This is a genomic window from Streptomyces sp. NPDC002536 (assembly GCF_053594995.1).
Map to the genome: position 1 here is coordinate 13,586 of NZ_JBSFWU010000003.1, position 21,794 is coordinate 35,379.

General features: G+C 70.0%; 21 protein-coding genes and 1 pseudogene. 7 read left to right on the forward strand and 15 right to left on the reverse strand.

Annotation, left to right across the window (positions count from 1 at the left end; translation table 11 throughout):
• Window positions 1-3: 3 nt before the first annotated feature.
• Window positions 4-1,359 (reverse strand): DUF6002 family protein, encoded by a 1,356-nt coding sequence (locus ACWD4B_RS01800; protein ID WP_451418893.1) that lies wholly within the window; start codon window positions 1,357-1,359, stop codon window positions 4-6.
• A gap of 190 nt (window positions 1,360-1,549) precedes the next feature.
• Here ACWD4B_RS01800 and ACWD4B_RS01805 point away from each other — a divergent pair, with 190 nt between their 5' ends.
• A complete protein-coding gene (locus ACWD4B_RS01805; protein ID WP_451418894.1) occupies window positions 1,550-2,824 on the forward strand; it encodes an MFS transporter in 1,275 nt (424 codons plus the stop codon).
• 180 nt (window positions 2,825-3,004) lie between these two features.
• Here ACWD4B_RS01805 and ACWD4B_RS01810 read toward each other — a convergent pair whose 3' ends face one another.
• A complete protein-coding gene (locus tag ACWD4B_RS01810; protein ID WP_451418895.1) occupies window positions 3,005-3,601 on the reverse strand; it encodes a TetR/AcrR family transcriptional regulator in 597 nt (198 codons plus the stop codon).
• Window positions 3,602-3,755: 154 nt separating this feature from the next.
• Between ACWD4B_RS01810 and ACWD4B_RS01815 the strand changes: the two genes are divergently transcribed.
• A complete protein-coding gene (locus ACWD4B_RS01815) occupies window positions 3,756-4,934 on the forward strand; it encodes an FAD-dependent oxidoreductase (protein WP_451418896.1) in 1,179 nt (392 codons plus the stop codon).
• 122 nt (window positions 4,935-5,056) lie between these two features.
• Here the strand turns inward: ACWD4B_RS01815 and ACWD4B_RS01820 are convergent, their stop codons facing one another.
• Both ACWD4B_RS01820 and ACWD4B_RS01825 read right to left on the reverse strand, forming a co-directional pair.
• On the reverse strand, window positions 5,057-5,875 hold the full coding sequence (locus tag ACWD4B_RS01820) for a class I SAM-dependent methyltransferase (protein WP_451418897.1): 819 nt from the start codon (window positions 5,873-5,875) through the stop codon (window positions 5,057-5,059).
• Window positions 5,872-7,200, reverse strand: a complete 1,329-nt coding sequence (locus tag ACWD4B_RS01825; RefSeq protein WP_451418898.1) for an XRE family transcriptional regulator — start codon at window positions 7,198-7,200, stop codon at window positions 5,872-5,874. The genes ACWD4B_RS01820 and ACWD4B_RS01825 overlap by 4 nt, the downstream gene beginning before the upstream one ends.
• Before the next feature lie 373 nt (window positions 7,201-7,573).
• On the opposite strand from ACWD4B_RS01825, the gene ACWD4B_RS01830 reads away from it, so the two are divergent.
• On the forward strand, window positions 7,574-8,089 hold the full coding sequence (locus ACWD4B_RS01830) for a hypothetical protein (RefSeq protein ID WP_451418899.1): 516 nt from the start codon (window positions 7,574-7,576) through the stop codon (window positions 8,087-8,089).
• Window positions 8,086-8,340: an NUDIX domain-containing protein gene (locus ACWD4B_RS01835; RefSeq protein WP_451418900.1), complete on the forward strand. Its 255-nt coding sequence runs from the start codon at window positions 8,086-8,088 to the stop codon at window positions 8,338-8,340. The genes ACWD4B_RS01830 and ACWD4B_RS01835 overlap by 4 nt, the downstream gene beginning before the upstream one ends.
• A 422-nt stretch (window positions 8,341-8,762) precedes the next feature.
• Here the strand turns inward: ACWD4B_RS01835 and ACWD4B_RS01840 are convergent, their stop codons facing one another.
• From ACWD4B_RS01840 to ACWD4B_RS01860, 5 genes are all read right to left on the reverse strand, one after another.
• A complete protein-coding gene (locus ACWD4B_RS01840; RefSeq protein ID WP_451418901.1) occupies window positions 8,763-9,476 on the reverse strand; it encodes a DNA/RNA non-specific endonuclease in 714 nt (237 codons plus the stop codon).
• A 126-nt stretch (window positions 9,477-9,602) separates the two neighbouring features.
• Window positions 9,603-10,160, reverse strand: coding sequence for a hypothetical protein (locus ACWD4B_RS01845; protein WP_451418902.1), 558 nt, complete (start codon window positions 10,158-10,160; stop codon window positions 9,603-9,605).
• 267 nt (window positions 10,161-10,427) lie between these two features.
• A complete protein-coding gene (locus ACWD4B_RS01850) occupies window positions 10,428-10,898 on the reverse strand; it encodes a DIP1984 family protein (protein WP_336412195.1) in 471 nt (156 codons plus the stop codon).
• Window positions 10,899-10,973: 75 nt separating this feature from the next.
• On the reverse strand, window positions 10,974-11,600 hold the full coding sequence (locus ACWD4B_RS01855; RefSeq protein ID WP_451418903.1) for a TetR family transcriptional regulator: 627 nt from the start codon (window positions 11,598-11,600) through the stop codon (window positions 10,974-10,976).
• Window positions 11,597-13,171, reverse strand: coding sequence for an MFS transporter (locus tag ACWD4B_RS01860; protein ID WP_451418904.1), 1,575 nt, complete (start codon window positions 13,169-13,171; stop codon window positions 11,597-11,599). Before ACWD4B_RS01860 ends, ACWD4B_RS01855 begins: the two co-directional genes overlap by 4 nt.
• Before the next feature lie 51 nt (window positions 13,172-13,222).
• Between ACWD4B_RS01860 and ACWD4B_RS01865 the strand changes: the two genes are divergently transcribed.
• Window positions 13,223-14,251, forward strand: a complete 1,029-nt coding sequence (locus ACWD4B_RS01865; RefSeq protein WP_451418905.1) for an aminotransferase class V-fold PLP-dependent enzyme — start codon at window positions 13,223-13,225, stop codon at window positions 14,249-14,251.
• A 78-nt stretch (window positions 14,252-14,329) separates the two neighbouring features.
• Here ACWD4B_RS01865 and ACWD4B_RS01870 read toward each other — a convergent pair whose 3' ends face one another.
• The 5 genes from ACWD4B_RS01870 to ACWD4B_RS01890 all read right to left on the reverse strand — a co-directional run bounded on the left by ACWD4B_RS01870 (window position 14,330) and on the right by ACWD4B_RS01890 (window position 17,583).
• On the reverse strand, window positions 14,330-15,292 hold the full coding sequence (locus ACWD4B_RS01870; protein WP_451418906.1) for a hypothetical protein: 963 nt from the start codon (window positions 15,290-15,292) through the stop codon (window positions 14,330-14,332).
• Window position 15,293: 1 nt separating this feature from the next.
• Window positions 15,294-15,902: a TetR family transcriptional regulator gene (locus tag ACWD4B_RS01875; RefSeq protein ID WP_451418907.1), complete on the reverse strand. Its 609-nt coding sequence runs from the start codon at window positions 15,900-15,902 to the stop codon at window positions 15,294-15,296.
• Window positions 15,903-15,978: 76 nt separating this feature from the next.
• Entirely contained in the window at window positions 15,979-16,827 is an 849-nt protein-coding gene (locus ACWD4B_RS01880) for a helix-turn-helix domain-containing protein (RefSeq protein WP_451418908.1), read from the reverse strand.
• Between the two features lie 14 nt (window positions 16,828-16,841).
• Window positions 16,842-17,357 (reverse strand): DUF6879 family protein, encoded by a 516-nt coding sequence (locus ACWD4B_RS01885; protein ID WP_451418909.1) that lies wholly within the window; start codon window positions 17,355-17,357, stop codon window positions 16,842-16,844.
• A complete protein-coding gene (locus tag ACWD4B_RS01890; protein ID WP_451418910.1) occupies window positions 17,329-17,583 on the reverse strand; it encodes a hypothetical protein in 255 nt (84 codons plus the stop codon). The genes ACWD4B_RS01885 and ACWD4B_RS01890 overlap by 29 nt, the downstream gene beginning before the upstream one ends.
• Window positions 17,584-18,099: 516 nt before the next feature.
• On the opposite strand from ACWD4B_RS01890, the gene ACWD4B_RS01895 reads away from it, so the two are divergent.
• Together ACWD4B_RS01895 and ACWD4B_RS01900 are read left to right on the forward strand one after the other, a co-directional pair.
• Window positions 18,100-18,555, forward strand: a complete 456-nt coding sequence (locus tag ACWD4B_RS01895) for a glycine-rich domain-containing protein (RefSeq protein WP_451418911.1) — start codon at window positions 18,100-18,102, stop codon at window positions 18,553-18,555.
• Between the two features lie 354 nt (window positions 18,556-18,909).
• On the forward strand, window positions 18,910-20,454 hold the full coding sequence (locus ACWD4B_RS01900; RefSeq protein WP_451418912.1) for a serine/threonine-protein kinase: 1,545 nt from the start codon (window positions 18,910-18,912) through the stop codon (window positions 20,452-20,454).
• 6 nt (window positions 20,455-20,460) lie between these two features.
• Here the strand turns inward: ACWD4B_RS01900 and ACWD4B_RS01905 are convergent.
• A pseudogene (locus ACWD4B_RS01905) lies at window positions 20,461-21,488 on the reverse strand (mechanosensitive ion channel family protein).
• Window positions 21,489-21,794 lie beyond the last annotated feature (306 nt).

Consider the following 21,794-nt stretch of genomic DNA (forward strand, 5'->3'; position numbering starts at 1 on the left):
GCCTCACGTGTCCTGGACGCCCGCGGCCTTGTGCAGCACCTCGGCCAGGCCCGTCAGCTGCTCGGCGGGCCGGAGGGCGTCGGGGGGCAGCGGGGTGTAGTCGTCGGCGTCGTACGAGCCGGAGCCGTGCAGGACGACCTCGTCGGCGCGGACCAGTCCGCGCTCGACGGCGAGCAGCGTGCCGGTCACCACCATCACCAGCGACCACTCCCGCAACTTCCGGGGATCCGCGGGCAGGTGCACGTCCGCCTGCGCCACCAGGGCGCGCACCTGTGCGTAGCGGCCGAGGCACTCGTGGAGGGAGACCACGATGCCGCTGCCGCCCTGCTCCCGGATGAGCGCGGTCATCCGGGGCGCCGTGGCCGGCTGCTCGGTGTAGAAGGTGGGGTCGATGCTCTCGCGGGGGTCGAAGGCGGCTGCGGGGAACACCGGGTTGGCGTTCTGGACGAACAGGCCGCTCACGGGATGTCGTTGGTAGGAGGGTGATGCGGCGCCGGCGTACAGGTCCTGCACCATGTCGGGGGTCCGCAGGTGCTGGACGAGAAGATAGCCGGGCGGGTCGTCGCGCGCGCCGGGCTCCGCGGCGAGGAGCCGGGTGCCCAGGTGGTGGCCGAACAGGCCGAAGGCGCTGGAGACGGCGTGCGAGTGCCAGCGGATCCTGCCGTCGGGCAGCGGGTGGAACTCGGCCTCGTAGAAGGCCCGTACGGTGTCCGCGGCACGGTAGTTGTCGAGGTCGAGCGTATGCCAGATGCGCACTCCGGCCACCCGCCGGAGCTCCGCCGCACAGGTTTCGGCGCCTTCCTGCGCCAGGGCCTTCACGGCGGCGCCGGGGCCGTCGTGCACGACGACGGGGTTGCGCTCGCACAGTCCGGGATCGGCGGCCAGGCGGGAGTGCCACACCTTGCCGACGGACTCCCGGGGGACGACGCAGGCGATGCGCAGCTCGTCACGGGTGACGAGGCCGGCGTCGACGGCGCGCAGCACCGCGTCGCGCAGGGCGGTGGCCTTGTTCGCCGACGACGGGGTGAGGAGCATCAGCCGCTCCCCCGTCTCGCGGATGTGGCGCACGGCGCGCGCCACGATGACCAGGGAGGCGAAGGTCTTGGTGGTGCGGGTGCCGGGGTTGCGCATGAGGTCGAGGAGGGTGAGCCGCACGCCGTGGTGCGTGCCGAGGACGGCGGAGGCGATCCCGGAGGCGGAGAGGAACTCCCGTGTGGTGGCGTCGAGTTGCGGAAGCCGCTGCTCCGGTGCACCGTCGTCACCCGTGCCGTGCTCGCGGACGTGGTCGAGCGCCGACCGGATCCGGTCGTAGTAGTGGGCGATCGCGTTGTCCAGAACAGCTCGCCTGCGTGGCGCCATGGGCCCGCTTCCGTCCTTCCGGCAGGCTCGGCATCGCTCGCCGAGTTGAGCCGTCCCCCGAGGGCGTGCGGTGGTCGAGTGTATCTCCGGAATTTCCGGTTCCTGCAGATATTTACCGGCCACCTTGCGGGGCCCTCCGGCGGCGGTATCCGATGCCGTGTCCGCCGTGCGCCGCCGGACACTTGACGACGTGAGCCGCCCTTCCCTCCGGTCCCGGCCGACCGCGGACCCCACGGGTCCCCCGTCCCTGCTGCGGGACCGCAACTTCGTCCGCCTCTCCTGGGCCCGCACCGTCTCCGTGCTGGGCAACGGCTTCGCGCGCGTGGCACTGTCCTTCGCCGTCCTGGGGCTGCCCGGGGCGACGCCCGGTGAACTGTCCCTGGTCCTGGCCTGCCAGGCGCTCCCCCAGCTGCTGTTCGTCCTCGTCGGCGGGGTGATCGCCGACCGGGTCCCCCGCGTCCGGCTGCTGGCCGCCGCGGAGTTGACCGGTGCCGCCGCCTACACGGGCCTCGCGGCGATGACGCTGACGGGGCATGCACCCCTGGCCGCGCTCGCCGGGCTCGCCACGGTGGCGGGGCTGGCGACCGCGCTGTTCTTCCCGGCGATGACGGCCGTGGTCCCCGAGATCGTGCCCGCGGACCGGCTGACGGAGGCGAACGCGGTGCTGCGCATGGGGATGAACACCGCCATGCTGCTGGGGCTGGCACTGTCGGGCGCGGTGGTCTCCCTGGTGGGCGCAGGGTGGGCACTGGCGCTCGACGCGGCCTCGTTCCTCGCCGGAGCCGGGCTGATCGCGGGCATCCGGGTGCGCACGCCACGGCCGTTGCGGACGGGCAGGAGCTCGGGATGGTCCGATATGCGCGAGGGATGGCGGGAGTTCGCGTCGCATCAGTGGCTGTGGGTGGTGGTGCTGCAGTACACGTTCGTCGTGGCGGCGATGAGCGCGGAGACCGGGGTGCTGGGCCCGCTGGTGAGCGAGCACGGCCTGGGCGGGGCCCGGGCCTGGTCCACGGTGGTGGCGGCCCAGGCGGCGGGCACGATCGCGGGGGCCGCCCTGGCGGCACGGCTGCGCCCACGGCGCCCGATGCTCGTCGCGGTGCTGGCCACCTTCCCGGCGGCGGTGCCGATGCTGCTGCTGGGACTGCACGCACCACTCTGGCCGACCGCAGCGGCGGCGTTCCTCGCCGGGGTGTCGGGGGACATCTTCGGGGTGCTGTGGTCGACGACCCTCCAACGGGAGATACCGGCGGCGGCCCTGTCGCGCGTGAGCTCCTACGACTGGTTCGGCTCCCTGGCGTTCGCGCCGGTGGGGCTGTACGTGGCCGGTCCGCTCGCCGCGGCGGCCGGGGCGGACGTGGCCTTGCTGGGGTGCGCGGACGTGGTCGTCCTCGCGACGACGGGGGCGCTTCTGGCGCCGGGGGTGCGGCGGTTGGGGGCGGGGCACCGTCAGGGCTGTGCCCCGTAGGCGCGTGGGGCTGTTTTGATGTGCGGCTCCGCCGCGTGGGCGCGACCAGCCCCCACCGGCCCGCAGCCGACGCACCATCCCGGGGATCCGGGGCGCAGCCCCTGGGGGCACCTCCCAGCGGTAGCTGGGGGAACCTCGACTGCGGATGCGTCCTGGCTGGTCGCGCAGTTCCCCGCGCCCCTACGGGGCGCAGCCCTGGCCCTGTGCCAATGGGGTGGCGCCCCAGCCGTTCTCCAACAGCGCGAACAGTTCGCGCACCGTCCGCTCCGGATCCTCGCTCGCGCGGGCGAGGCCGGGGGCTTCGAGGGCGAAGCGGGCAAGGCCGGTGACGGCGGGGGCATCCGGGTCGAGGCCGGTGGCCTCGGCGAGGGCGGCGGCCAGTGTCTTCTCGTGACGCGACCACATGCGCCGGGCGTGATCCCGCAGTGCGGGGGTGGATTCGACGAGGACGAAGAAGGGGTCGTCGGGCCGGACGGCGGCATGGGTGTCCACCATGTGGTCGCGCAAGGCATGCAGCACGGACAGACCGGGCTCCCGGTCACGGACGACGGCGACCAGGGCGTTCTCGACGTCCTCGTCCAGGTCGAAGACGAGGGCTTCCTTGCTGGGGAAGTGCTTGAAGAGGGTGCTCAGCGAGACGTCGGCCGCCTCCGCGACCTCGCGTACGCCGACGTCGTCGAAGCCGCGCTCGGTGAACAGCCGCATGGCGGCATCCGCCAGGGCCTGCCTGGTGCGGGCCTTCTTGCGCTCGCGGCGTCCCGTCGTCGTCTCGGTCATGCCCTCACCCTACCCCCTTGTGCGGATTCGATCGCAAAACGGATCGACTGGAAAGTCGGAGCAGTTGTACTTTTGGAGCGGCTGTGTTTCTGTGGAACCCCGGGCACAGCCCAGGCACTCACCCTCTTCCTCCGTAGAACGGAGCGTGGCCCTCGTGTCCACCACCCTCACGACCCCTCGCATCGCGATCGTCGGCGCCGGTCCCGGCGGCCTCGTCTGCGCGCGCATCCTGCAGCAGCACGGCCTGCCGGTCACGGTCTTCGAGCGCGAGACCGACCCCCACTCCCGTTCACAGGGCGGCACCCTCGACATCCACGAGGACACCGGCCAGGTCGCCCTGCGCGCAGCCGGACTGTTCGACCGGTTCCTCGCCCTCTCCCGGCCCGAGAGCCAGGAGTGGCGCATGTACGACCGTCACGCGACCCTCATACGTCACGACCAGGCCGGCGAGGGCGACTTGAGCAGGCCCGAGATCGACCGGGGCCAGCTGCGCGCCCTCCTGCTGGACTCCCTCGCCCCCGGCACGGTCCGCTGGGGCCACCCCGTGGAGTCCGTCACCCCGCTCCCCCACGGCGCCGTCCGCCTGCACCATCACGACGGCACCGCCGAGGACTTCGACCTGGTCGTCGGCGCCGACGGCGCCTGGTCCCGCGTGCGCCCCGCGCTCTCCGACGCCCAGCCCGCCTACACCGGCGTCACGATGGTGGAAGCTCTCTTCAACGACGTCGACGACCGTCACCCCGGCATCGCCCGCCTTGTCGGCCACGGCACCATGTCGGCGAAGGCGGGCCGCCGCAGCCTTTTCCTGCAGCGCAACAGCAACGGACACGTCCGCGCCTACGCTTTCTTCCGCGGCCCCCAGGACTGGCACGCCGGCCTCGACCTCGCGGACACCGAAGCCGTACGCGCCCGCCTGCTCGCCCAGTACCAGGGCTGGCACGAGAGCCTGCTGGACGCCCTGCGCGACAACGAGGGCGGCTTCGTCAACCGGCCCATGTTCGTCCTTCCCGTTCCTCATACGTGGCAGCGCGTCCCCGGCATCACCCTGCTCGGCGACGCCGCCCACCTGATGCCACCCGTCGGCGTCGGCGCCAACCTCGCCCTGCTCGACGGCGCCGAACTCGCCCAGGCGGTCATCGGCCACCGCACCGTCGACGAGGCCCTCGACGCCTACGAAAGCGTCATGCTGCCCCGGGCCGTCGACAACGCGAAGACGGCCCAACAGATGCTCGCCGCCCTCATGCCCGACACCGATTCCGACGACGCCCTCTTCCCCGACGCCCTCTGGCCGGCCGACGCTGTCCCTGATTCGGGCTCTGCTCAGGCCAGTTGAGCCCGGTTGGCGGTTGCCGGAGCCACATATGACGAGTGATCGTCACAGTGCGAGCGCGTTGTGGCTGACTTCTATGGTTCCCGTTGAGGCGGGGAATTCGAGAGGTGGCCCAGGTCATCAGCTCAGCGGCGGCAGATCAGCAGGCCGCCGAGGCACGTGATCTCGAATCGGCCTTTCTCCTCGATGTGTTGGGAGACGATCCGCTCTGCACGCTGGATCGTTTCGTCGAAGGGTACTTCGTGCTGGTCGGCCCATGCTCGGTACGACGCCATGTGCGCAACGACCGGCGCGGGGTCCGTCACGGCGATGGTCCCAGGCAGCTCGACCACGCGCACGGTGCTGAAAGCGGCGCCGAGTAGTGACGGGGCCTTTTCGAGTGAGAACCGGGCACTGAGCGAAATGCGTGACGGGCCTCGGTCACGGCCGAGGACGTCTCCGGATGCGCGCTGCCAAAGGTCGTCGAGTTCTGCCTTGTCGTGGTCGCCGTTGGTCGATGCGACGACGGTTCCGCCCTCGGCCAGGACCCGGCCGAATTCGGTGACCGCTGCGGGGATGTCTTCCACGTGGTAGAGCATGTGCAGGGCCAGTACGGCGTTTGTGCCGGCGTCGCGCAGCGGCAGTCGTGCGGCATCGGCCACGGCCACCGGTCCGGGCACTTCGCCGAGGATGCCGGCCGAGATGTCGAGGCCCAGCAGCCGGAGGTCCGGCCGGTCCTGCCGGAGACGGTTGAGGAACTTGCCGTTTCCGCAGCCGACGTCCACCACCGTCCCGCGGATTTCCCGCAGTTGCTCCGTCACGAGACCTGGCAGGTCGTAGCGCGGTGACTGCCATTGGTACAGCGACTGCCGAGCTGACAGGTCCCGCCCGCTCCTGTAGGCACTGCCGGACAGGAGCGAGCGGTCGGTGACGGCGGCGTCGTGCTGTACAGGTGTGTCGGTCACGTCATCGGCTCCGGAGGGTCGTTGGCGGGCAATGCGGTGGACCTGGCCGTGTGCTGGATGCGTTCGCGCAGGTGCGCGACGTGTGACGAACCACGGTACTGGGCTGCCGTGAGGTCGTTGCCGAGACCGTTCAGCCGACGACGGATGCTCGCCGAGAGGAGCGGGGCAGGGTTGTCGAGCACGAAGGTCAGCATGGTCTCGGCCGCGTCGGTGTCTCCCGCGAGCATGTGGCCACGGGCAAGGTCCAGGTGGGCCGCGAGCAGGTCTCCGGTCGAGCGATCGTCGGCGTCTGTGTCGAGGTAGAGATCGACAGCGGCGGCGGCGCAGTTGATTGCCTGGCGTACGTTGCCGGTGTCACCCAACGAGAGGTGCGTGGTTCCGGCGTAGGTCAGCTGCTTGGCGTGCGGGAAGCTGAACATGCCGGGCAGCTCGTCACCCTCCCCCAGCAAGTCCCGTGCGCGCTCGGCTCGGTGCAGTGCGGCCGTTGCTCCGTCGCGGTCTCCGGCCTTGCCGAGGGCCCGGGCCTCCAGGCTGGCGAGTCGGACCCCGGCGGTCCCGGGTGCGGGGAAGGACTGGCCGGCACGGGCGAAGTCGGCGGCGGTTCTCGGGTCACCGTCCCAGAAGCTGATCAGCGATTGCACCGCCCGTACCCATGCGCGGAGCCCGTTGTGGTCCGCCTCTTCAGCGCAGGCCCAGGCCGTGCGGGCGTGGGCCATGGCGGACGTGTAGTCCCCCAAGTCGAGGCACACGTGGGCTGAAAGTCCGCACAGGCGTCCCGCCGTCACGTATAGATCCGAGGTCTGCCGTGGCCGCTGCCGTCCCTTCAGCAAGTCGAACGTCTCATCACGCAGGCCGCGAATTCCGGCGTACAGCTCGGAGACCGGATGACTGACGTACTGGCGGGCCAGGGAGAAGACTTCGACATCAAGCTGTTCGACCGCACAAGCGTCTGTGTTCCGCGAGGCGATGAAGCGCGAAAACCTCGCTGACGCAGAGGCGTCCGCTGCCAGCGCGCGGCGTGAAGGCGGAGCAAGAACATGGTCCGGGGGCGTCGGCAAGCTGAGGCTCCGGCCGCCTGCCCTGCGTCTTTTCGTGACGCCGGCCGCGCGGTCGAGCGTCAGTGGATCGACCCCGAAGACTGCGGCAAGGAAGCCACGTGTTCGGTCGGTTGGCACGCGGGATTCGCGCTCGTACCGGCCAATCTCCTTGCCGGTCATGGCCGAGCGGCCTTCGGCCTTGTTGTACTCGTCGGCGACGCGCTGCTGTGACCACCCAAGGTCATCGCGCAACTGAGCGAGCAGTGCCCCGATGCCCGTCTCGGCCACCCGTTGCCCTCCCCAACAGTCCGCTGCTGGCCCCCATAGTGGCCCCCAACTGGCCGTCGCCCCGGCTCCCGACTCGAACGGGTGAGGAGCGGTTGGCTGGGGCCATGCCGTCAGGAAGAACACTCAGAGACCGTAGAGCGCGCTACTTCGCCTTTGTACGGGCCGATCGCATCCGGGAAGGCGACGCCGTCCTCGACCAGGGCGTGTTCCGCACTGTGCGCACACCGCCCGTGGGAGAGCAGCCACCCGGTGGCGGCCAAGTGATCACCATCGTGCTGGAGAACCGCGAGACACCCCTGTGTACCCGGCCGCCTGCGCGCTTCGTGGTGCGTCGGCTCGTTGTTCTGTCGGACGTGCGGAAGGAGGGCACACGATGAATGGCACACTCATGGAGCCGTCGGGCCGAGCCCCTGGCGTCACGCCCGGTCTCCTCTGCTCTGTGGTGGTGTCCACGTGGGTCGAAGACACCGCTGCCGGGCCCGTGGCGTTCCTGCTGATCGGACACCCGCCTGCCCGTCGCCAAGGGGAGACAGCCGAAAGCATCGAACAGCAGATGCTCGGCCTGTCCGCCGCGCTCGACCTCACCGAACCATGCGAAACCCTGCGCCACGTAGGCAACCGCGTGATACTCCTGGGCGTCTCGGGCGCTCTGCTCACCATCGCAGGCGCCCCGTATTCGCTGCGTCTGCCACCGGTCGGCGCTGAATGGTCGCGCATGGTCAGTGAGGGCACCCCGGTGTGCATCCTGCTGGGACTCGATCCCATCCCGCCGCACGCCGGTGAGAGGGCGACGCAGGAGTACCTGGGCCACGGGCTGTCACACAACCGCATCCGCATGGGGGCGACCGCTGCCGTGGACCGGCGAGAGTCGGTGGGGTTGGCGCCATGACGAACACGCCGCCTCCGGGACACCCGATCACGGCTTCCGTGCTCATCACGGACCGCCAAGACCGACTGTTGATCGCTCACCCGGCGAAGCCGGGCGCACCTTGGGCGCTGCCCGGCAGCGCGGTCGAACTCGGGGAATCGCCTCTCGACGCGTGGCGATGGAAGCCACCGACCAGCGTGCTGCAACTCCTGCACCCGCGAATCGCCGCACGCATCGTGGGGCCGCTCCAGTACCTCCGTCCGGCCTCGTAGTCCTCGGGCTTGCAGCGCTGACAAGCCAGGAGCTTCAGGCGGTTGGGGGCAGGGAAGAGCCCATGGCGACTATGGCGCGTAAATACCGGAAGAGTATTCGCTAAAGCCCCGTAAGTCGCCGCCAAGCCCTCCCGAAGGTCGGCGATCTGCGCGCTACCGTCCTCTTGTACCAATTCACTCGACGCATCCGCCGATTACGGCCGGATGCGGTTCCCGCTGCGAATGCAGCGAGGGGAAACGAGGGGAAAACAGATGAGACTTCACATATCCAAGGGACGAACGTCCCGTTTCTCGACGGCTGCCGCAATCGCGGTGGCAATGGCCGTCGTTGCGTTGCCGGGCACCGCCCGTGCCGACGCAGGTGCTGCCCGGAACGTTCCGGGCAGCACCCCCCGCTCCTGACCATGTTCAGGAGACCCTGTTCAGGAGACGGTTCCGCACTTGTTCGCCGCAAGGCCGGTGTTGAGCACTCTCTTGAGTCCGGCAACCTTCTGCGGGGCGAGATCCTTGTTGGGGATGTCCAGCTTGATCGTCGTGTTCGCCACGCCGTTCTTCTTCGGCAGCATGGATATGGTGAAGCTGTCGGGTACCACGGACGGCCCTGCGGGGTAACGCGCCAAGGCGGTGTAGTTGGTGACCTGCGTGCCCGGGGTCTTCAGGCATTTCTTCGCGCCGTTCTCGAACATCTTGTAGATGCCGATGTTGACCGAGTGCCGCATCGGCACGAGGTTGATCCGCTTGCTGACGCCCTTGAGCGTGCTGGCTATCAGATGGCCGCCGTCATAACCCTTGCCGCCCATGTTCCCCACCGTCGTCTCGCACGTGGTGCGCGGGGAGGTGCGGGCGGACAGGATGCCGGCCCGTGCCCATTCGGGCCGTCCCTGGGCGTCGATGTGGTAGGTCCACGTCGCGCGGACGGTCTGGCCTCTGAAAGCCGTCAGGTACGGGTCGCACGGGTAGTCCGCGGCTGCTCCCGCTGCCGACGGCGCGGTCGTCGCCGCAACGGCCGGGGTCGCCAGCACGCCCGCGGTCACGGCACCCGCCAGTCCGGCGGCGGCCCAGAGCCGGCGGCGTCGGGCTGCGCCGTGGCCGTGCCCTTGGCGGAGGTGCGCGAGTGATGTGGATCGTACGGTCATGAAACGTTTCCTCTCTCGTGGCCGGAGTGACCGCCGAGCAGTGCACCACCCGGGCATCAACAGACGATTGACGCGCAGCCCGAGGGCGTGAGAGAGGGTTCGCGACCGGGAAGGGGACGGCAGCGTTCAGTGGCCGCCGGCGGGCCGGTCGCAGCCGGAGTGGTCGGGGTAACCGCCGAAGGCGTCCGCCTGGGTGGAGTCGCGGCTCATCGTGCCCTCCACGCACAACGGCGAGGCGTCGATGAGGAATCCGACCCCAGTGGGGCCGTTCCGGTACGCCTGCACCTTCCCGGCGGCATAGCCGAGGCCGCCGAGCGCGGTGCGTGTGCTCTCCGGGGCGAAGTCACCGCGCTTGCGCAGGGGTTCGAGCGCGGCCTTGACGCGTGCGACGGCCGCCAGCCCTTCGCAGCGGCGTCGGCCGTGCAGCGGGAGGGGAACCATGAAGCCGTGGTTCTCGGCATAGTGGTCGGTGGGCGGCGTGTCCGGGATCGTCGGCGGCCGAGTCGGCGTGGGACTCTCCTCGGGGCACGGGACGTCCGTCGCCGTACCCGCCGCCGCCGTGGCACGCGCCGACTCGGCACCTTCTCCTGGCCGTTGCGTTCCGCAACCGGCTGCCAGCACGGCCAGCACCGTCACCGAAAGCGCCGCCCCGAGCCGGGCCCCTGTCGTCCTCATCATGGTCATGCCCCGCCCCCTCGCTGCGATGTGGGAAACCCCGAACCCGCCCTCACCGCCCCGGATCTGCACGTGGTGATGTGCTGTGCTGTGTGCACCTTTACCTGTACGCGATGCTGAGCTGCGTTGTCGGTGGGGAGTCGAACCCCCGCGTTGCTCTTCACGCGCCAGGAGTGGGCCGGAAAACCGCCGGCCCTCGGTGTGTGCACGCCTCCGGAGCTGCTACCTGCTCCACATCGTCCTGTGCTTGCGCTTGCACTTGCCGGAACTGGCTGATCAGTCCAGCAAGTCGGCCTCCCAGTTCGTCCGCTGGATCCGCGTGTCGATCTCGCGGATCTCCCGTGCGAGGACGTCCGCCTGGGCACGCAGCTCCGCGACCGGGAGCGCGGAGAGCATCATCAGCTCGGACCGGAGCTGCCGGCCGTATCCCCGCTCGCCCGTGCCCGCCGCCGCGTCCGCTGCCGCGGTGACCACCGCATGGCGCAGCCGCAGCACGTCCCGGCGCGCGAGTGCGTCGGTGAGCGTGCCGTCCTCCCCCATCTGGACTGCCGCATTGGTCCGGTTGATCCGCCGGATCAGCGTCTCCAGGGTGTCCAGCACCTCACCGGCCTCGGCCAGCAGCCGGGATGCCTCCTCGGCGGGCGTCTCGCCCTCCTGGTACCGCGCGCTGCCGACGACGCGCGCTCGCAACTGCTCCACGCGCCGTGTCGCCTCGGCGCGTTCGGCCAGTGCCTCGGCAAGTTTCATGGTCTCCTCCTCCCGCCCTCCGTGAGCTGGCACGAGTATCGGATGCGGACTCGTACAGCCGCACCTGGTTTTCGATCAGCCCGCTTCGCCGTCGGCGGGCTGCGCCGCCGCGCCCAGCAAGGTCCGGACGAGGCCGAGGAGTTCGCCGGGGTCGGCGGCGGAGAGCTCCGTGAGCGCGCCCGCGTCGCGGGCGAGGACGATGCCGGTGAGCGCCGCCACCGCGAGCTCCGCCCGCAACTGCGCCCGGGGGACGCCGTCCTGGACGAAGTGCTCGCTCAGCGGGTCGACCAGCCGCTCGTACAGCTGGGTGCGGGCGGCCTCCTGGACGACGGGGTCGCTGTAGGGCACCACGGTGGCCCGGGTCACCGGCCCGGGGCCGTGGTCGGTGATCCTGCGCAGCAGGCCGAGCAGCCGTTCCTCGTCGAGCAGGTCGGCGGGGACCGCCCGGTCGGACTCGGCACGCAGCGACGCGAGGTAGAGCTGCGGCTTGCCGCCGAAGTAGCGGGCGATCAACGCCGGGTCCGCGCCCGCGCGTTCCCCGATCTCGCGGGTCGTGGTGCGGTCGAAGCCGCGCTCGGCGAACAGCTCCCGTGCTGCGTCGAGTAGCCGCTCACGGGTGCGGCCGGCGTCGCGGCGCCGCTGCGGGGCGGCGGCCGCCGCCGACTTCCGGCCTCCGGACGGTGCCTGCTGCTCGGGACTCATGGGGATCTCCGCTCATCGGGTGCGCACCGGGCCGGGGCGGGCGCGGGCGCAGGGTCGTCGTTGTGTGATGCCGCACCGACGGCGCGCTTTTCTCCCGCCTTTTCTCCCGTCGTCACATGCACCGTTGCTGCTCGGGAGCGCGCGGGCAGAACCAGGGTGACCACGATGGTCACGAGCCACACGGCGCATCCCAGCAGCGCGGCGGTCTGGTAGCCGTCGGCGGTGGGCAGCGTCCGGCCGGCGGGGGTGTGCGCCTGGAGGACGGTCGCGCTCAGCGCGCTGCCCGCGGAGTAGCCGACGCAGCGCAGGACCTGGTTGAAACTGATGGCGCTGCCCGTCTCGTGCGCCGGGACCGCGCCGACGACGAGGCCGGGCATGGCCGCGAACGTGCAGCCCACGCCGAGCCCGGCGATGCCCATCGCGAGGAACAGCTCCCAGAGGCTGTCGCGCGCGAAGCCGAAGACCGCCATGGCCAGCAGGGACACCGTGCAGCCCACCGGCAGCACCGCATGGGTGGACACCCGCCGTGCGAGGACGGTGGCGAGTTTGCTGGAGACGACGCTGGCGGCCGAGAACGGCAGCAGGATCAGGCCCGTGACGACGACGGACGCGCCGAAGCCGTAGCCCGTCGCGGCCGGGGTCTGCGCGTAGCGGGTCACCAGGGATATCAGGACGTACATGCCCAGGCCCGCGATCACGGCCGTCACGTCGGCGGTGAGGACCACCGGGTGCCGGACGAGCCGCAGGTCCACCAAGGGGTGCGGGGTGCGCAGTTCGTGCACCGTCCACCACAACAGCAGGACGACCGACGCCCCGGCCAGTCCGAGCAGGCGGGCCGAGGCCCAGCCCCAGGACTCCCCCTCGCCGAGGACCAGCAGCACCCCGGCGAGCGCGACGCCGAGCAGCACCGCGCCGAACACGTCCAGCGGTTGCGGCGTCAGGTGCCGCGTCGGCGGCAGGACGAGCGCGGCGGCGGCCAGCGCGACGGCGCTGATGACGGCCGCGAGCCAGAACCCGGCGTGGAGGCCGAAGAGTTGGGTGAGCAGCCCGGTGACCGGGTAGCCGAGGCCGACTCCGGCGACCAGCGTGATCGACAGCACCCCGACCGTCGATCGCGAGCGCTCGGCGGGCAGGCTCTCCCGCGCGGTGGCGATGGCCAGCGGTATCAGCCCGAGGCCCACGCCCTGCAGGGCCCGGCCCGTGAGCAGCGCACCGAACCCCAGCGGCAGCGCGGCCAGCACACTCCCGGCCAGCACGACGGCCACCGCACCGAGGATCACGGCTCTGCGCCGGGGCCCGTCGCCGAGGCGCCCCATGGTGGGCGTCGCGACGGCGCCGACGAGCAGGGCGATGGTCAGCGACCACTGGGCGGTGGCCGGCGAGACGTGGTCGACGACGGCGATGCGCGGCACCAGCGGCGCACCGAGACTGCTGACCATGGCCACGACCATGCCCAGATAGACGAGCACGGGCACCAGCGCCCGCTGCCGCCATGCGGAGGGGGACGTCGTCCCCCGTAGTTCCCCGGACTCCACAGTTGCCCCCCAGTTCATGTCACCAAGCGATGTCATCACATGATGACACAGGCTGTGCCCCGAACCGGCTTTGGTAGAAAGAGCGGTATGCGTAATGCCTTCGGAGCGGAATTCGAGGTTCCTCGCGGCTACTTGAACACGCCGAGCATCGGCATTCCGCCCGGTGCGGTCGCCGATGCCGTGGCCGCCGGTGTGGACCGGTGGCGACGCGGGGCCGATACGCCGGACGACTTCGACGAGGCGGTGGCCTCGTCCCGGCAGGGCTATGCCGACCTCATCGGTGTCCCGGTCGAGCGCGTGGCCGTGGGCACGGCCGTGTCCCAGCTGCTGGCCCCGGTCGCCGCCGGTCTGCCCGACGGGGCCAAGGTGCTCGTGGCCGAAGGGGAGTTCACCAGCACCACGTTCCCGTTCGCGGCGCAGGCGCACCGCGGCGTGACGGTGACCGAGGTGGAGCTCGACGCGCTGCCCTCGGCCCTCCCCCACCACGATGTGGCCGCCGTGAGCGTCGTGCAGTCCGCGGACGGCACCCGCGTGGACCTCGACGCGCTGCGCGAGGCGCGCGAACGCAGCGGTGTTCCCGTGGTGTTGGACGTCACACAGGCCGCCGGCTGGACGCCGCTTCGACTGGACTGGGCGGACTGGGTCGTCGCCGCCGGATACAAGTGGCTGCTCTCGCCGCGCGGAGCCGCCTGGATAGCGGTACACCCGCGGGCCCTTGAGCGCACCGTTCCGGTCGTCGCCGGATGGTACGCGGGGGAAGTCCCCATGCAGACCGTCTACGGCATGCCCCTGCGACTGGCGAAGGGGGCACGCCGCTTGGACCTCTCCCCGGTCTGGCTGGCCCACTTGGGCGCGGCCGTCGCCCTGCCGTACCTGGCCTCCCTGGACCGGTCCGCCGTCCACTCCCACTGCGCGGGCCTGGCCGACACCCTTCTCACACGCCTCGGCCTGCCCGCGCGGGGCAGCGCCATCGTGGCCCTGGACGCCGACGCCGACAAGCTGGCGGCTGCGGGAGTCACCGCAAGCACCCGAGCGGGCAAGGCCCGACTCGGGTTCCACCTCTACAACACCGTCGACGACGTCGAGCAGGTGCTGGACGCGCTTCGGCCGCGCTGACCGGCGGACGGCGTGAAGCGGACCATTCCCTTGGACTCGACGGACTTGCCGGACTGGAGCGGTCGGAGTCCTGGAGCGTCACTGTGAGTCGAGGTGGCCGTTCGGACGTTGATGTCTGGCACTCATGGCGTGGAACACCCTTTTCGGTTCCCAGCGGGTCTCGTCGAGCATGCGTACAACGCCGTAGGAAGCGATGTCGCGGTCACGAGGCTTGTCGTAGTTGGCGAAGGAGAACCACAGTGCGGTATCAACGCTCTCTTCCTCGAAGATGTCGAGTAGTTCGTTGAGGTAGCGCACTTGCTCGTCCTCGTCCGGGACTGCTCCTTGCGGTGGTTGCCAGGCCATGCCGCCGAGATCGCCCGCGCCTTGGTAGGCGCAGGTTCCGTACTCGGTGACGGCGACGGGCTTGCCATGGGAGAGGGCCTCGCGCAGGTGGGCGCGGAAGGTGTCGGTGGTCTGTGCGGTTCGGTAGGCGTCGATGCTCACCAGGTCGAACGGGTCCCAGTCGACGGGTTCCCAGGGGCCGGAGGCGTAGGTGATCTTCCCACCGAAGTGGGCGCGGACTGTCGTCGCGGCTTGGGCGAGGAAGGCGTTGAGGCGTTCGGGGACCGGCCCGAGGGAGGCCCACCACTGCATGTCGGCGGTGGCCATGGCGTGGAGGCGGTCGCGATAGGTGTCGCCGGGCAGGAATCCATGGGCGAAGGCGCTGAGTTCGCAGCCGGTGACGAGCACCACCTGCGCGCCGTCCTGTCGCAGGGCCTCGGCGCGCCGTGCGCAGTCGGCGAAGAACGGCAGGATCTGTTCCGGGGAAAGGTCGGCGGGGAACGGGGAGAACCACACTTCGAGGCCGGCATCGGCTGCATGCCGGGCTGCGATGCTCAGCCGCTCGGGGTCGTGCCCGGAGATGCGCACGGCGTCGCAGTGCAGGTCGTCGGCGATCACTGTCATGTCGCGCCGGACTTGGGCGGGGTCGAAGGTATTTCGGGTGAGTCGGTGGCTGGGGAAGGTCCCGGTGTCGTAGTTGATGCCGCGTGCGCGCACGTCAGTGCCTTTCCGCTCGATCGAGTCCGCATTCCAGCAGGCCGAAGGCCAGTTCCACGTCCTGGGCCAGGGCATGGGCGGTGTCCTCGGCGCAGGCGCCGCCCAACAGCCGCTGGAAGTACGTCTCCTGGAGGGTGAGCAGGGAAGCGGCGATCTGGGCGGCCATGAGCGCGGCTGCCGTGGGGCCGTACTCGTCGGCCAGGACCTGTGCCAATGCCTGGCGCTGCTGGTAGAGCAGACTGTTGGCCGCGTTCTGCAGCGCCGGACTGCCTTGGATCACGCGCACGCGCGCGAGCAGCGCGTCAAGGTCGGACTGCACCAGCTGTCCGGCAGCGAGTGCGAGGTGGTGCGTTCGTAGTGCCTCCAGGAATGTCTGGCCGGCCGGCCGCCGGGCGACGATGCCGGCGAGGTCGTCGCCGCCCACGCCGTGGAGGACGAGTGATTCCTTGGTCGGGAAGTATGCGAAGAGGGTCACCTTGGCCACCTCGGCGGCCTCGGCGATCTCGTTGACCGTCACTGCGTCGAAGCCGCGCTCGGTGAACATCCGCAGTGCCACCGTGGCGATCCGTTGCCTGGTCTGTTCCTTCTTGCGCTCGCGAAGCCCTGTCACAGGCATCACAATAACCATACCGAGTTCAAAAACATACTCGGTATGCCAGAACAAGCGTGGCTGTGGAGGAGGTTGGTCAGCCCAGGCATGCCACCGCGTCCGCGATGAGGGCGCGGGCTGCCCCACCCCGTACGGCCTGCTGTGAGAGACGTTCGAAGGCGCGGGCGTACAGCTCGACCTGGCTGGGCTGGGTGAGCGTGGAGGCGGCGTCCAGAGTGTCGGCGTGCACCCTCCGGTCGTCGAAGATCGTGAAGGTTGGCATGGGCCACACGGACCGTTGTTCCGTGAACGGGACGATGCCTACCGCGACGTTCTGACGTTCCATGACCCCGAGCAAGTGGCCGAGCTGCGCCGCCATGGTTTGGGCACTGCACACCCGATACCGCAGGACCGACTCTTCCAACACGAAGGAGAACCGGCGTGCGCCGTTGTTCAGCACCTCGTTGCGCCGTATACGGGCCGCCACTGCGTCGCTCACGTCATCCGGGGTGCCTCGGAAGTCCGCGATGGACGACAGCAGCGCAGAGGCGTACCCCGGGATCTGGAGGAAGCCGGGAATCACGTCGGATACGTAGACGCGGAAGGTCTTGGTCCGTTGGTACAGGTCCCCGGTTGTCTCTTGCAGATGCCGGAGGCCGCTCCGCTGAAGCCGCTTCCACTCCACATGCGCTTCGGCGGACTGCCGGTTGGCCGCGATCAGATCGGGGGCCTGCCCATCGGCGGAGCAGGCCCGGCACCATGCTCGAATATCAGCGTCGGAGGGAGGCGTCTTGGCGTTCTCGATCCGGGATGACTTCGACTCCGACCAGTTGCACCTGGCAGCCAGCTCCCGCCCGCTGATCCCCGCGTCCTTGCGGATCTCACGCAGGTGACCCGCAAGTTTCTCGCGGGCCTTCTGAACACGTGAAGAGGGGTGCGGGGGCATGGAGCCGGCTTTCGTCAGACCTTGTACTGATGGTGCGGGATCGCTTGTTCCCAGACTGCTTCGAAGGCGGCGGAGCACAGCTTCACGGCTTCCGGGTCTGCCGTGATCTCGTCCTCCACCACCACGCCGTCACCCGAGAAGTGGTGCACCCGGAGCAGCGCGTCATCGAACAACCAGAAGTCGTTCCCCGGCAGGGGGATGACCGTGGCCCGCCGCCGCGGCAGCCAGCGCACTTGCTCCCCGGCCGTGACGTTGGCATGGGTGACGTAGTGCTCCCACCTGATGTAGTCCGATACCGGCTCGGAGACCATCCGAGCCCTGCGGATCACCACGCCTCTGGCCACTGTGTCGGCAGTCAACTGGTCATAGGGATGCCACCAGGACTCGCGATCCTCCCAGTTGATCCGCTCCCCACGCTTCCACGCCTCGAACCGGTCCGTGGTGGCGTAGGAGTCGCGAAGTTCCAAGTGGACCGCGGATCGCTCGCACTGGCCAAGCAGCTCAGCGAAGCTGGGCGCGCTCGACGGCATCGCACGCCTCCCTGATCATCGGAATCATCCGGGCCGGAATCCTGATGATGGCCTCACTGTCGGGCACGGGACCATTCGCGGGACTGGCTCCCTCGCACTCCACCTGAGTCTCGGGGGTCGGTTTCCACCCCTGCAACAAGATCTCCCGAGCTTCCGCGTCCGCCCACACGGTGGGGCAGTGGTCCCGGTCGGTGTCGGGGTCGATCCCAACGAACTCTACGGCCATGGCAGGCCCCCCTGGTCTTAGGCACTTGCTAGGACTTGCACCAGCTTCTTCGACCTGGGGAGATGGCGTCAATACCGCAACGGGCCAAGCGAATTGGTGTGCAAGCCTGTGCAAGTTTGTGGAGCTCGGCGCTCCCCGATTCCTACGGTCACCGCATCAACACGGCATCGATCGGGAGGGTGGGCATGACGGGCGGGAGCGAGACGGACAACAGCGGAGCGACTGGCCGCATGAGCAGTGGGGAAAGCAGGCGCTTCCTCTCGCAACTCTCCGAGGCCTTCGGCGTTGGCGGGGTACTGCTGGTGGGCAAGGCTGCCGAAGGTGGTCCCGAGGGTGCGGACCTTGCTCCGGGCAGCAGTCTCAGGTGGCCGAGATGCCGGTGCGGCAGCCCGAGGTACCCCGACTACCGGGGTCCGGCGGCGCAGGTTCAAGACGAACAGAGCACCAAGGTCTTCGAGGCCGACGAGCGGAGTCGCAGGACGGGTCTGTGACGTGTCACAACAGGTAGGTACGCAGATGAACGACGTACGCGCATCACTCACTCCTGCAGCGTTCGGGGGTGTCGTCGCAACCGTCATCGACAACAACCCTGGCATGCAGGAGCCGACGGCCAAACGGATCGTGGACGAAGCGCTGAAGTTCGTCGTCACGGGAGCCCGGTTCCCCGAAGTTGCCCTGGCGCCGTCGAGGGTGGTCGACGAGGGATGGCACGCCCTGATCGTGCACACACGGGTGTATGCCGAACTGTGCGAGCAGCACGGCGGATTCGTTCATCACTCCCCGGGCTACGACCCGACTCACTACGACCCGGAGATCCTGGACCGGACCCGGGCGATGATCGAGGAGGCCGGGTTCCCGGTGGACGCGGAGTTGTGGCACGCTCCCGGTGACGAGCGCGTGCCCGTGGCAGCGAACTGCCAGCATGCCCCCGAGTGCGCCATCCAGCCCATCCCAAAGAAGCCGGGCACCTGACTGGCAAAGGCCGAACGCCGTACGCTGCCGGGCACGGGAGGTACAACGTGACCGAGTGGATCGACCCCAGGTACGAGGGGCTCGTGCGAGCCATGCGTACGGCTCAAGCCGAGGCGGCTCAAGGCATGAATGGGCGGCCCGCCACGGTTCGGGGGTTCATCCTCCCCGAAGAAGACGCGGAGTCCGAGTAGTCCCCACCGCCGGCCCCGTCGTGCACTCCGTGGGAGTGCAGGACGGGGTTTCGTGCGTCCGCCGGGCCTTTCACGGCAGCCCGGTCCGGTCGGTGCCGGCCCGTGCCTCTACCCTGGTGCGCGCCATGTCGGGACGCATCGAGCACGAGGAACGGAGCATGCGGTGACAGCGGGGGAGGCCAACGGCGGAGAGCTGGTCGGACAGGTACTCGGGGGGCGCTACCGCGTCACCGCGGTGATCGGCCGCGGCGGCATGGGAGTGGTCGCCCGGGCGGTGGACGAACTGCTCAACCGCGAGGTCGCCGTCAAGGTCCTGCGGGCCTACACCGACGCCTCCGTGTCCGAACTGGCCGACCTGCGGGCCCGGATGCAGCGGGAGGCGCAGGCCGCCGCCCGTATCCGGCACAGTGGCGTGGTCACCGTGCACGACGTGGCCGAGGAGCAGGGCCTGCCGGTCATCGTGATGGAGCTCGTCGACGGGCCCTCGCTCGACGACGTGCTGGCCGAGCGCGGCACGCTGGAGCCGCACGAGGCCGCGGCCATCGGGGCCGAGCTGATGGGCGCACTCGACGCCGCCCACCGGGCCGGTGTGCTGCACCGGGACGTCAAGCCCGGCAACGTGCTGCTGGAGCACGGCGGCAGGGTCGTACTGACCGATTTCGGCATCGCCACCATGGACGCCACCGGCGACGAGGCCATGGCCAAGCTGACCCGCAGCGGTGAGATCGTCGGCTCCCTCGACTACCTGCCGCCGGAGCGGGCGCAGGGCAGGGAACCCGGTCCCGCGTCCGACATCTGGTCGCTCGGCATGACGTTGTACGCGGCCGTGGAGGGCGCTTCGCCGTTCCGCCGCACGTCCGTGTGGTCCACGCTGACGGCGATCGTCCAGGAGCCGCTGCCCGAGCCCCGCCGGGCCGGACCGCTCGCGCCGGTGCTGCAGGCGCTGACGGCGAAGGAGCCGGAGCAGCGGCCCACCGCCGATCAGGCGCGGCGGATGCTGGAGCAGGTCGCTGCGGGAGGGGCGGCGGACCATGCGTCATCCGCACCGGTTCCGGTTCCCGACCGTCCCCGCACGCCCACCGCCGTCTCAACGCCCGCGCCCGGGCCCGGGTTCGGCCCCGCGCCGGTCCCCCTGCCGGCCCCGGCTCCCCCGCCGCCCGGCGACGGTGCGCGGCGACGCCGCCGTGTCGTGATCGCAGCGTCGACCGCCGCCGTCGTGATCGCCGGAGGCGGCATCACCTACGCCTTGGCAGGCGGGCACGACGGTACGAGCAGTGGCGAGATGCGGGCAGTGCGGCACGGGGGCAACTCCCCTTCCCCCAGCGGTCAGGTGACCCACTCGCCGTCCGCCACGCCGTCGCAGCAACCGGGCCCGACGGCGAGCAGCGCGGCTCCGTCCGCGTCACCCTCACAGAAGGCGAAGCCGAGCCCGGTTTCGACGAGTTGCACGGGCTGGAGTCACGCGGACCCGAAGCCGGGCACCTACGGCTTCATGGCCGGCAGCAACCACATACAGACCGGGCCCTACGAGATGTGCCCCTCCGTGACCCTGGCCAAGTCCGGTACGAAGCTCTGGTACCACTGCTCCGTCGTCAACGCCTACGGCAACACCTGGACTTGGGTCCGTGTGGCCGGCACGAACACCTCGGGCTGGATGTCCAACGACAACCTCGTCCGCCAGAGCGGGCCGTCCGCCCCCGCCTGCTGACTCGGCTCACCCCTGCAGCAGCGAGACGGTCCGCTCCGGAGCGGGAATGCGGATGCCCTCGGCGCGGTAGCGCTGGTGCAGGCGCTTGATGAACTCGTGCTTGATGCGGTATTTGTCGCTAAATTCGCCCACTCCGAGGATCACCGTGAAGCCGATCCGGGAGTCCCCGAAGGTGTGGAAGCGGACGGCCGGTTCATGGTCGGGGACGGCGCCGGAGATGTCCTTCATCACGCCCTCGGCGACCTCGATGGTGATCCGCTCGACCTCTTCGAGGTCGCTGTCGTAGGCGACGCCCACCTGCACCGTGACGGACAGCTTCTGCTCGGGCCGGCTGAAGTTGATCATGTTCGTGCCGGCGAGCTTGCCGTTGGGGATGATGACAAGGTCTTCGCCAGCTGCTCCACCACGGTGTTGCGCCAGTCGATGTCGACGACGTAGCCCTCTTCGCCGCTGCTGAGGCGGATGTAGTCGCCGGGCTGGACGGTCTTCGACACGAGGATGTGCACGCCGGCGAAGAGGTTGGCCAGCGTGTCCTTCAGCGCCAGAGCGATCGCCAGGCCGCCCACGCCGAGGGCGGTGAGCAGCGGGGCGATGGATATGCCGAGCGTCTGCAGGACGATGAGGAAGCCCATCGCCAGCACCGCGATCCGCGTGATGTTGACGAATATCGTGGCCGATCCCGCCACGCCCGAGCGGGACTGCGCCACGGAGTGCACCAGCCCGGCGACGACGCGGGCCACGGTGAGGGTCACCGTGAAGATCACGACGACCGTCAGCACCTGGTTGACCGTGTGTCCGACGGTGCGGTTCAGCGGCAGGACCGCGGCCCCTGCCGCGACGCCGGCCGCGACCGCGGCCCACGGCACGGACGTACGCAGCAGGTCCACGATGATGTCGTCCCCGCTCCACCGCGTCCGGCGGGCCCGCTCGGCGAGCCAGCGCAGGATCACCCGCAGGACGAGCGCCGCGGCCAGCCCCGCGGCCACCGCGATGCCGGCGACGATGGCGTCGTGCAGGGTCAGGGCCCGGTTCACCGGCCTCCCCCTGCCCGCCCGCGGCGCGGGGCGGGGCAGTGGCCCGCCGCCCTGGGTCCGGGTCTGCAACCGCGGCCATCGAGGTTATGGTGCGTCACTTCCACCTGCCTGTCCCAGAATTCACGTTCGCGCCGGGCCACAGGAGCGGTCCGGTGCGCGGATGATCATCTTCCACCACCCCGACCGGGTCCGGGACGCAGGGGGCCTGCCAACAGGCAGGGGCCGATCCACCCGCCGATCGTCATGAACCGATCAAGGATTCCCCAGGATCCACCCCTTCCTCTTGTTGACCGTTCACCGACAAAA

Excerpts from the sequence above, each read along its gene's own strand:
- ACWD4B_RS01800 (WP_451418893.1), bottom strand. The coding sequence starts at position 1,359 with ATGGCGCCACGCAGGCGAGCTGTTCTGGACAACGCGATCGCCCACTAC.
- ACWD4B_RS01810 (WP_451418895.1), bottom strand. The coding sequence starts at position 3,601 with ATGACCGAGACGACGACGGGACGCCGCGAGCGCAAGAAGGCCCGCACC.
- ACWD4B_RS01830 (WP_451418899.1), top strand. The coding sequence starts at position 7,574 with ATGAATGGCACACTCATGGAGCCGTCGGGCCGAGCCCCTGGCGTCACG.
- ACWD4B_RS01835 (WP_451418900.1), top strand. The coding sequence starts at position 8,086 with ATGACGAACACGCCGCCTCCGGGACACCCGATCACGGCTTCCGTGCTC.
- ACWD4B_RS01840 (WP_451418901.1), bottom strand. The coding sequence starts at position 9,476 with ATGACCGTACGATCCACATCACTCGCGCACCTCCGCCAAGGGCACGGC.
- ACWD4B_RS01845 (WP_451418902.1), bottom strand. The coding sequence starts at position 10,160 with ATGACCATGATGAGGACGACAGGGGCCCGGCTCGGGGCGGCGCTTTCG.
- ACWD4B_RS01850 (WP_336412195.1), bottom strand. The coding sequence starts at position 10,898 with ATGAAACTTGCCGAGGCACTGGCCGAACGCGCCGAGGCGACACGGCGC.
- ACWD4B_RS01855 (WP_451418903.1), bottom strand. The coding sequence starts at position 11,600 with ATGAGTCCCGAGCAGCAGGCACCGTCCGGAGGCCGGAAGTCGGCGGCG.
- ACWD4B_RS01860 (WP_451418904.1), bottom strand. The coding sequence starts at position 13,171 with ATGACATCGCTTGGTGACATGAACTGGGGGGCAACTGTGGAGTCCGGG.
- ACWD4B_RS01865 (WP_451418905.1), top strand. The coding sequence starts at position 13,223 with ATGCGTAATGCCTTCGGAGCGGAATTCGAGGTTCCTCGCGGCTACTTG.
- ACWD4B_RS01880 (WP_451418908.1), bottom strand. The coding sequence starts at position 16,827 with ATGCCCCCGCACCCCTCTTCACGTGTTCAGAAGGCCCGCGAGAAACTT.
- ACWD4B_RS01885 (WP_451418909.1), bottom strand. The coding sequence starts at position 17,357 with ATGCCGTCGAGCGCGCCCAGCTTCGCTGAGCTGCTTGGCCAGTGCGAG.
- ACWD4B_RS01890 (WP_451418910.1), bottom strand. The coding sequence starts at position 17,583 with ATGGCCGTAGAGTTCGTTGGGATCGACCCCGACACCGACCGGGACCAC.
- ACWD4B_RS01895 (WP_451418911.1), top strand. The coding sequence starts at position 18,100 with ATGAACGACGTACGCGCATCACTCACTCCTGCAGCGTTCGGGGGTGTC.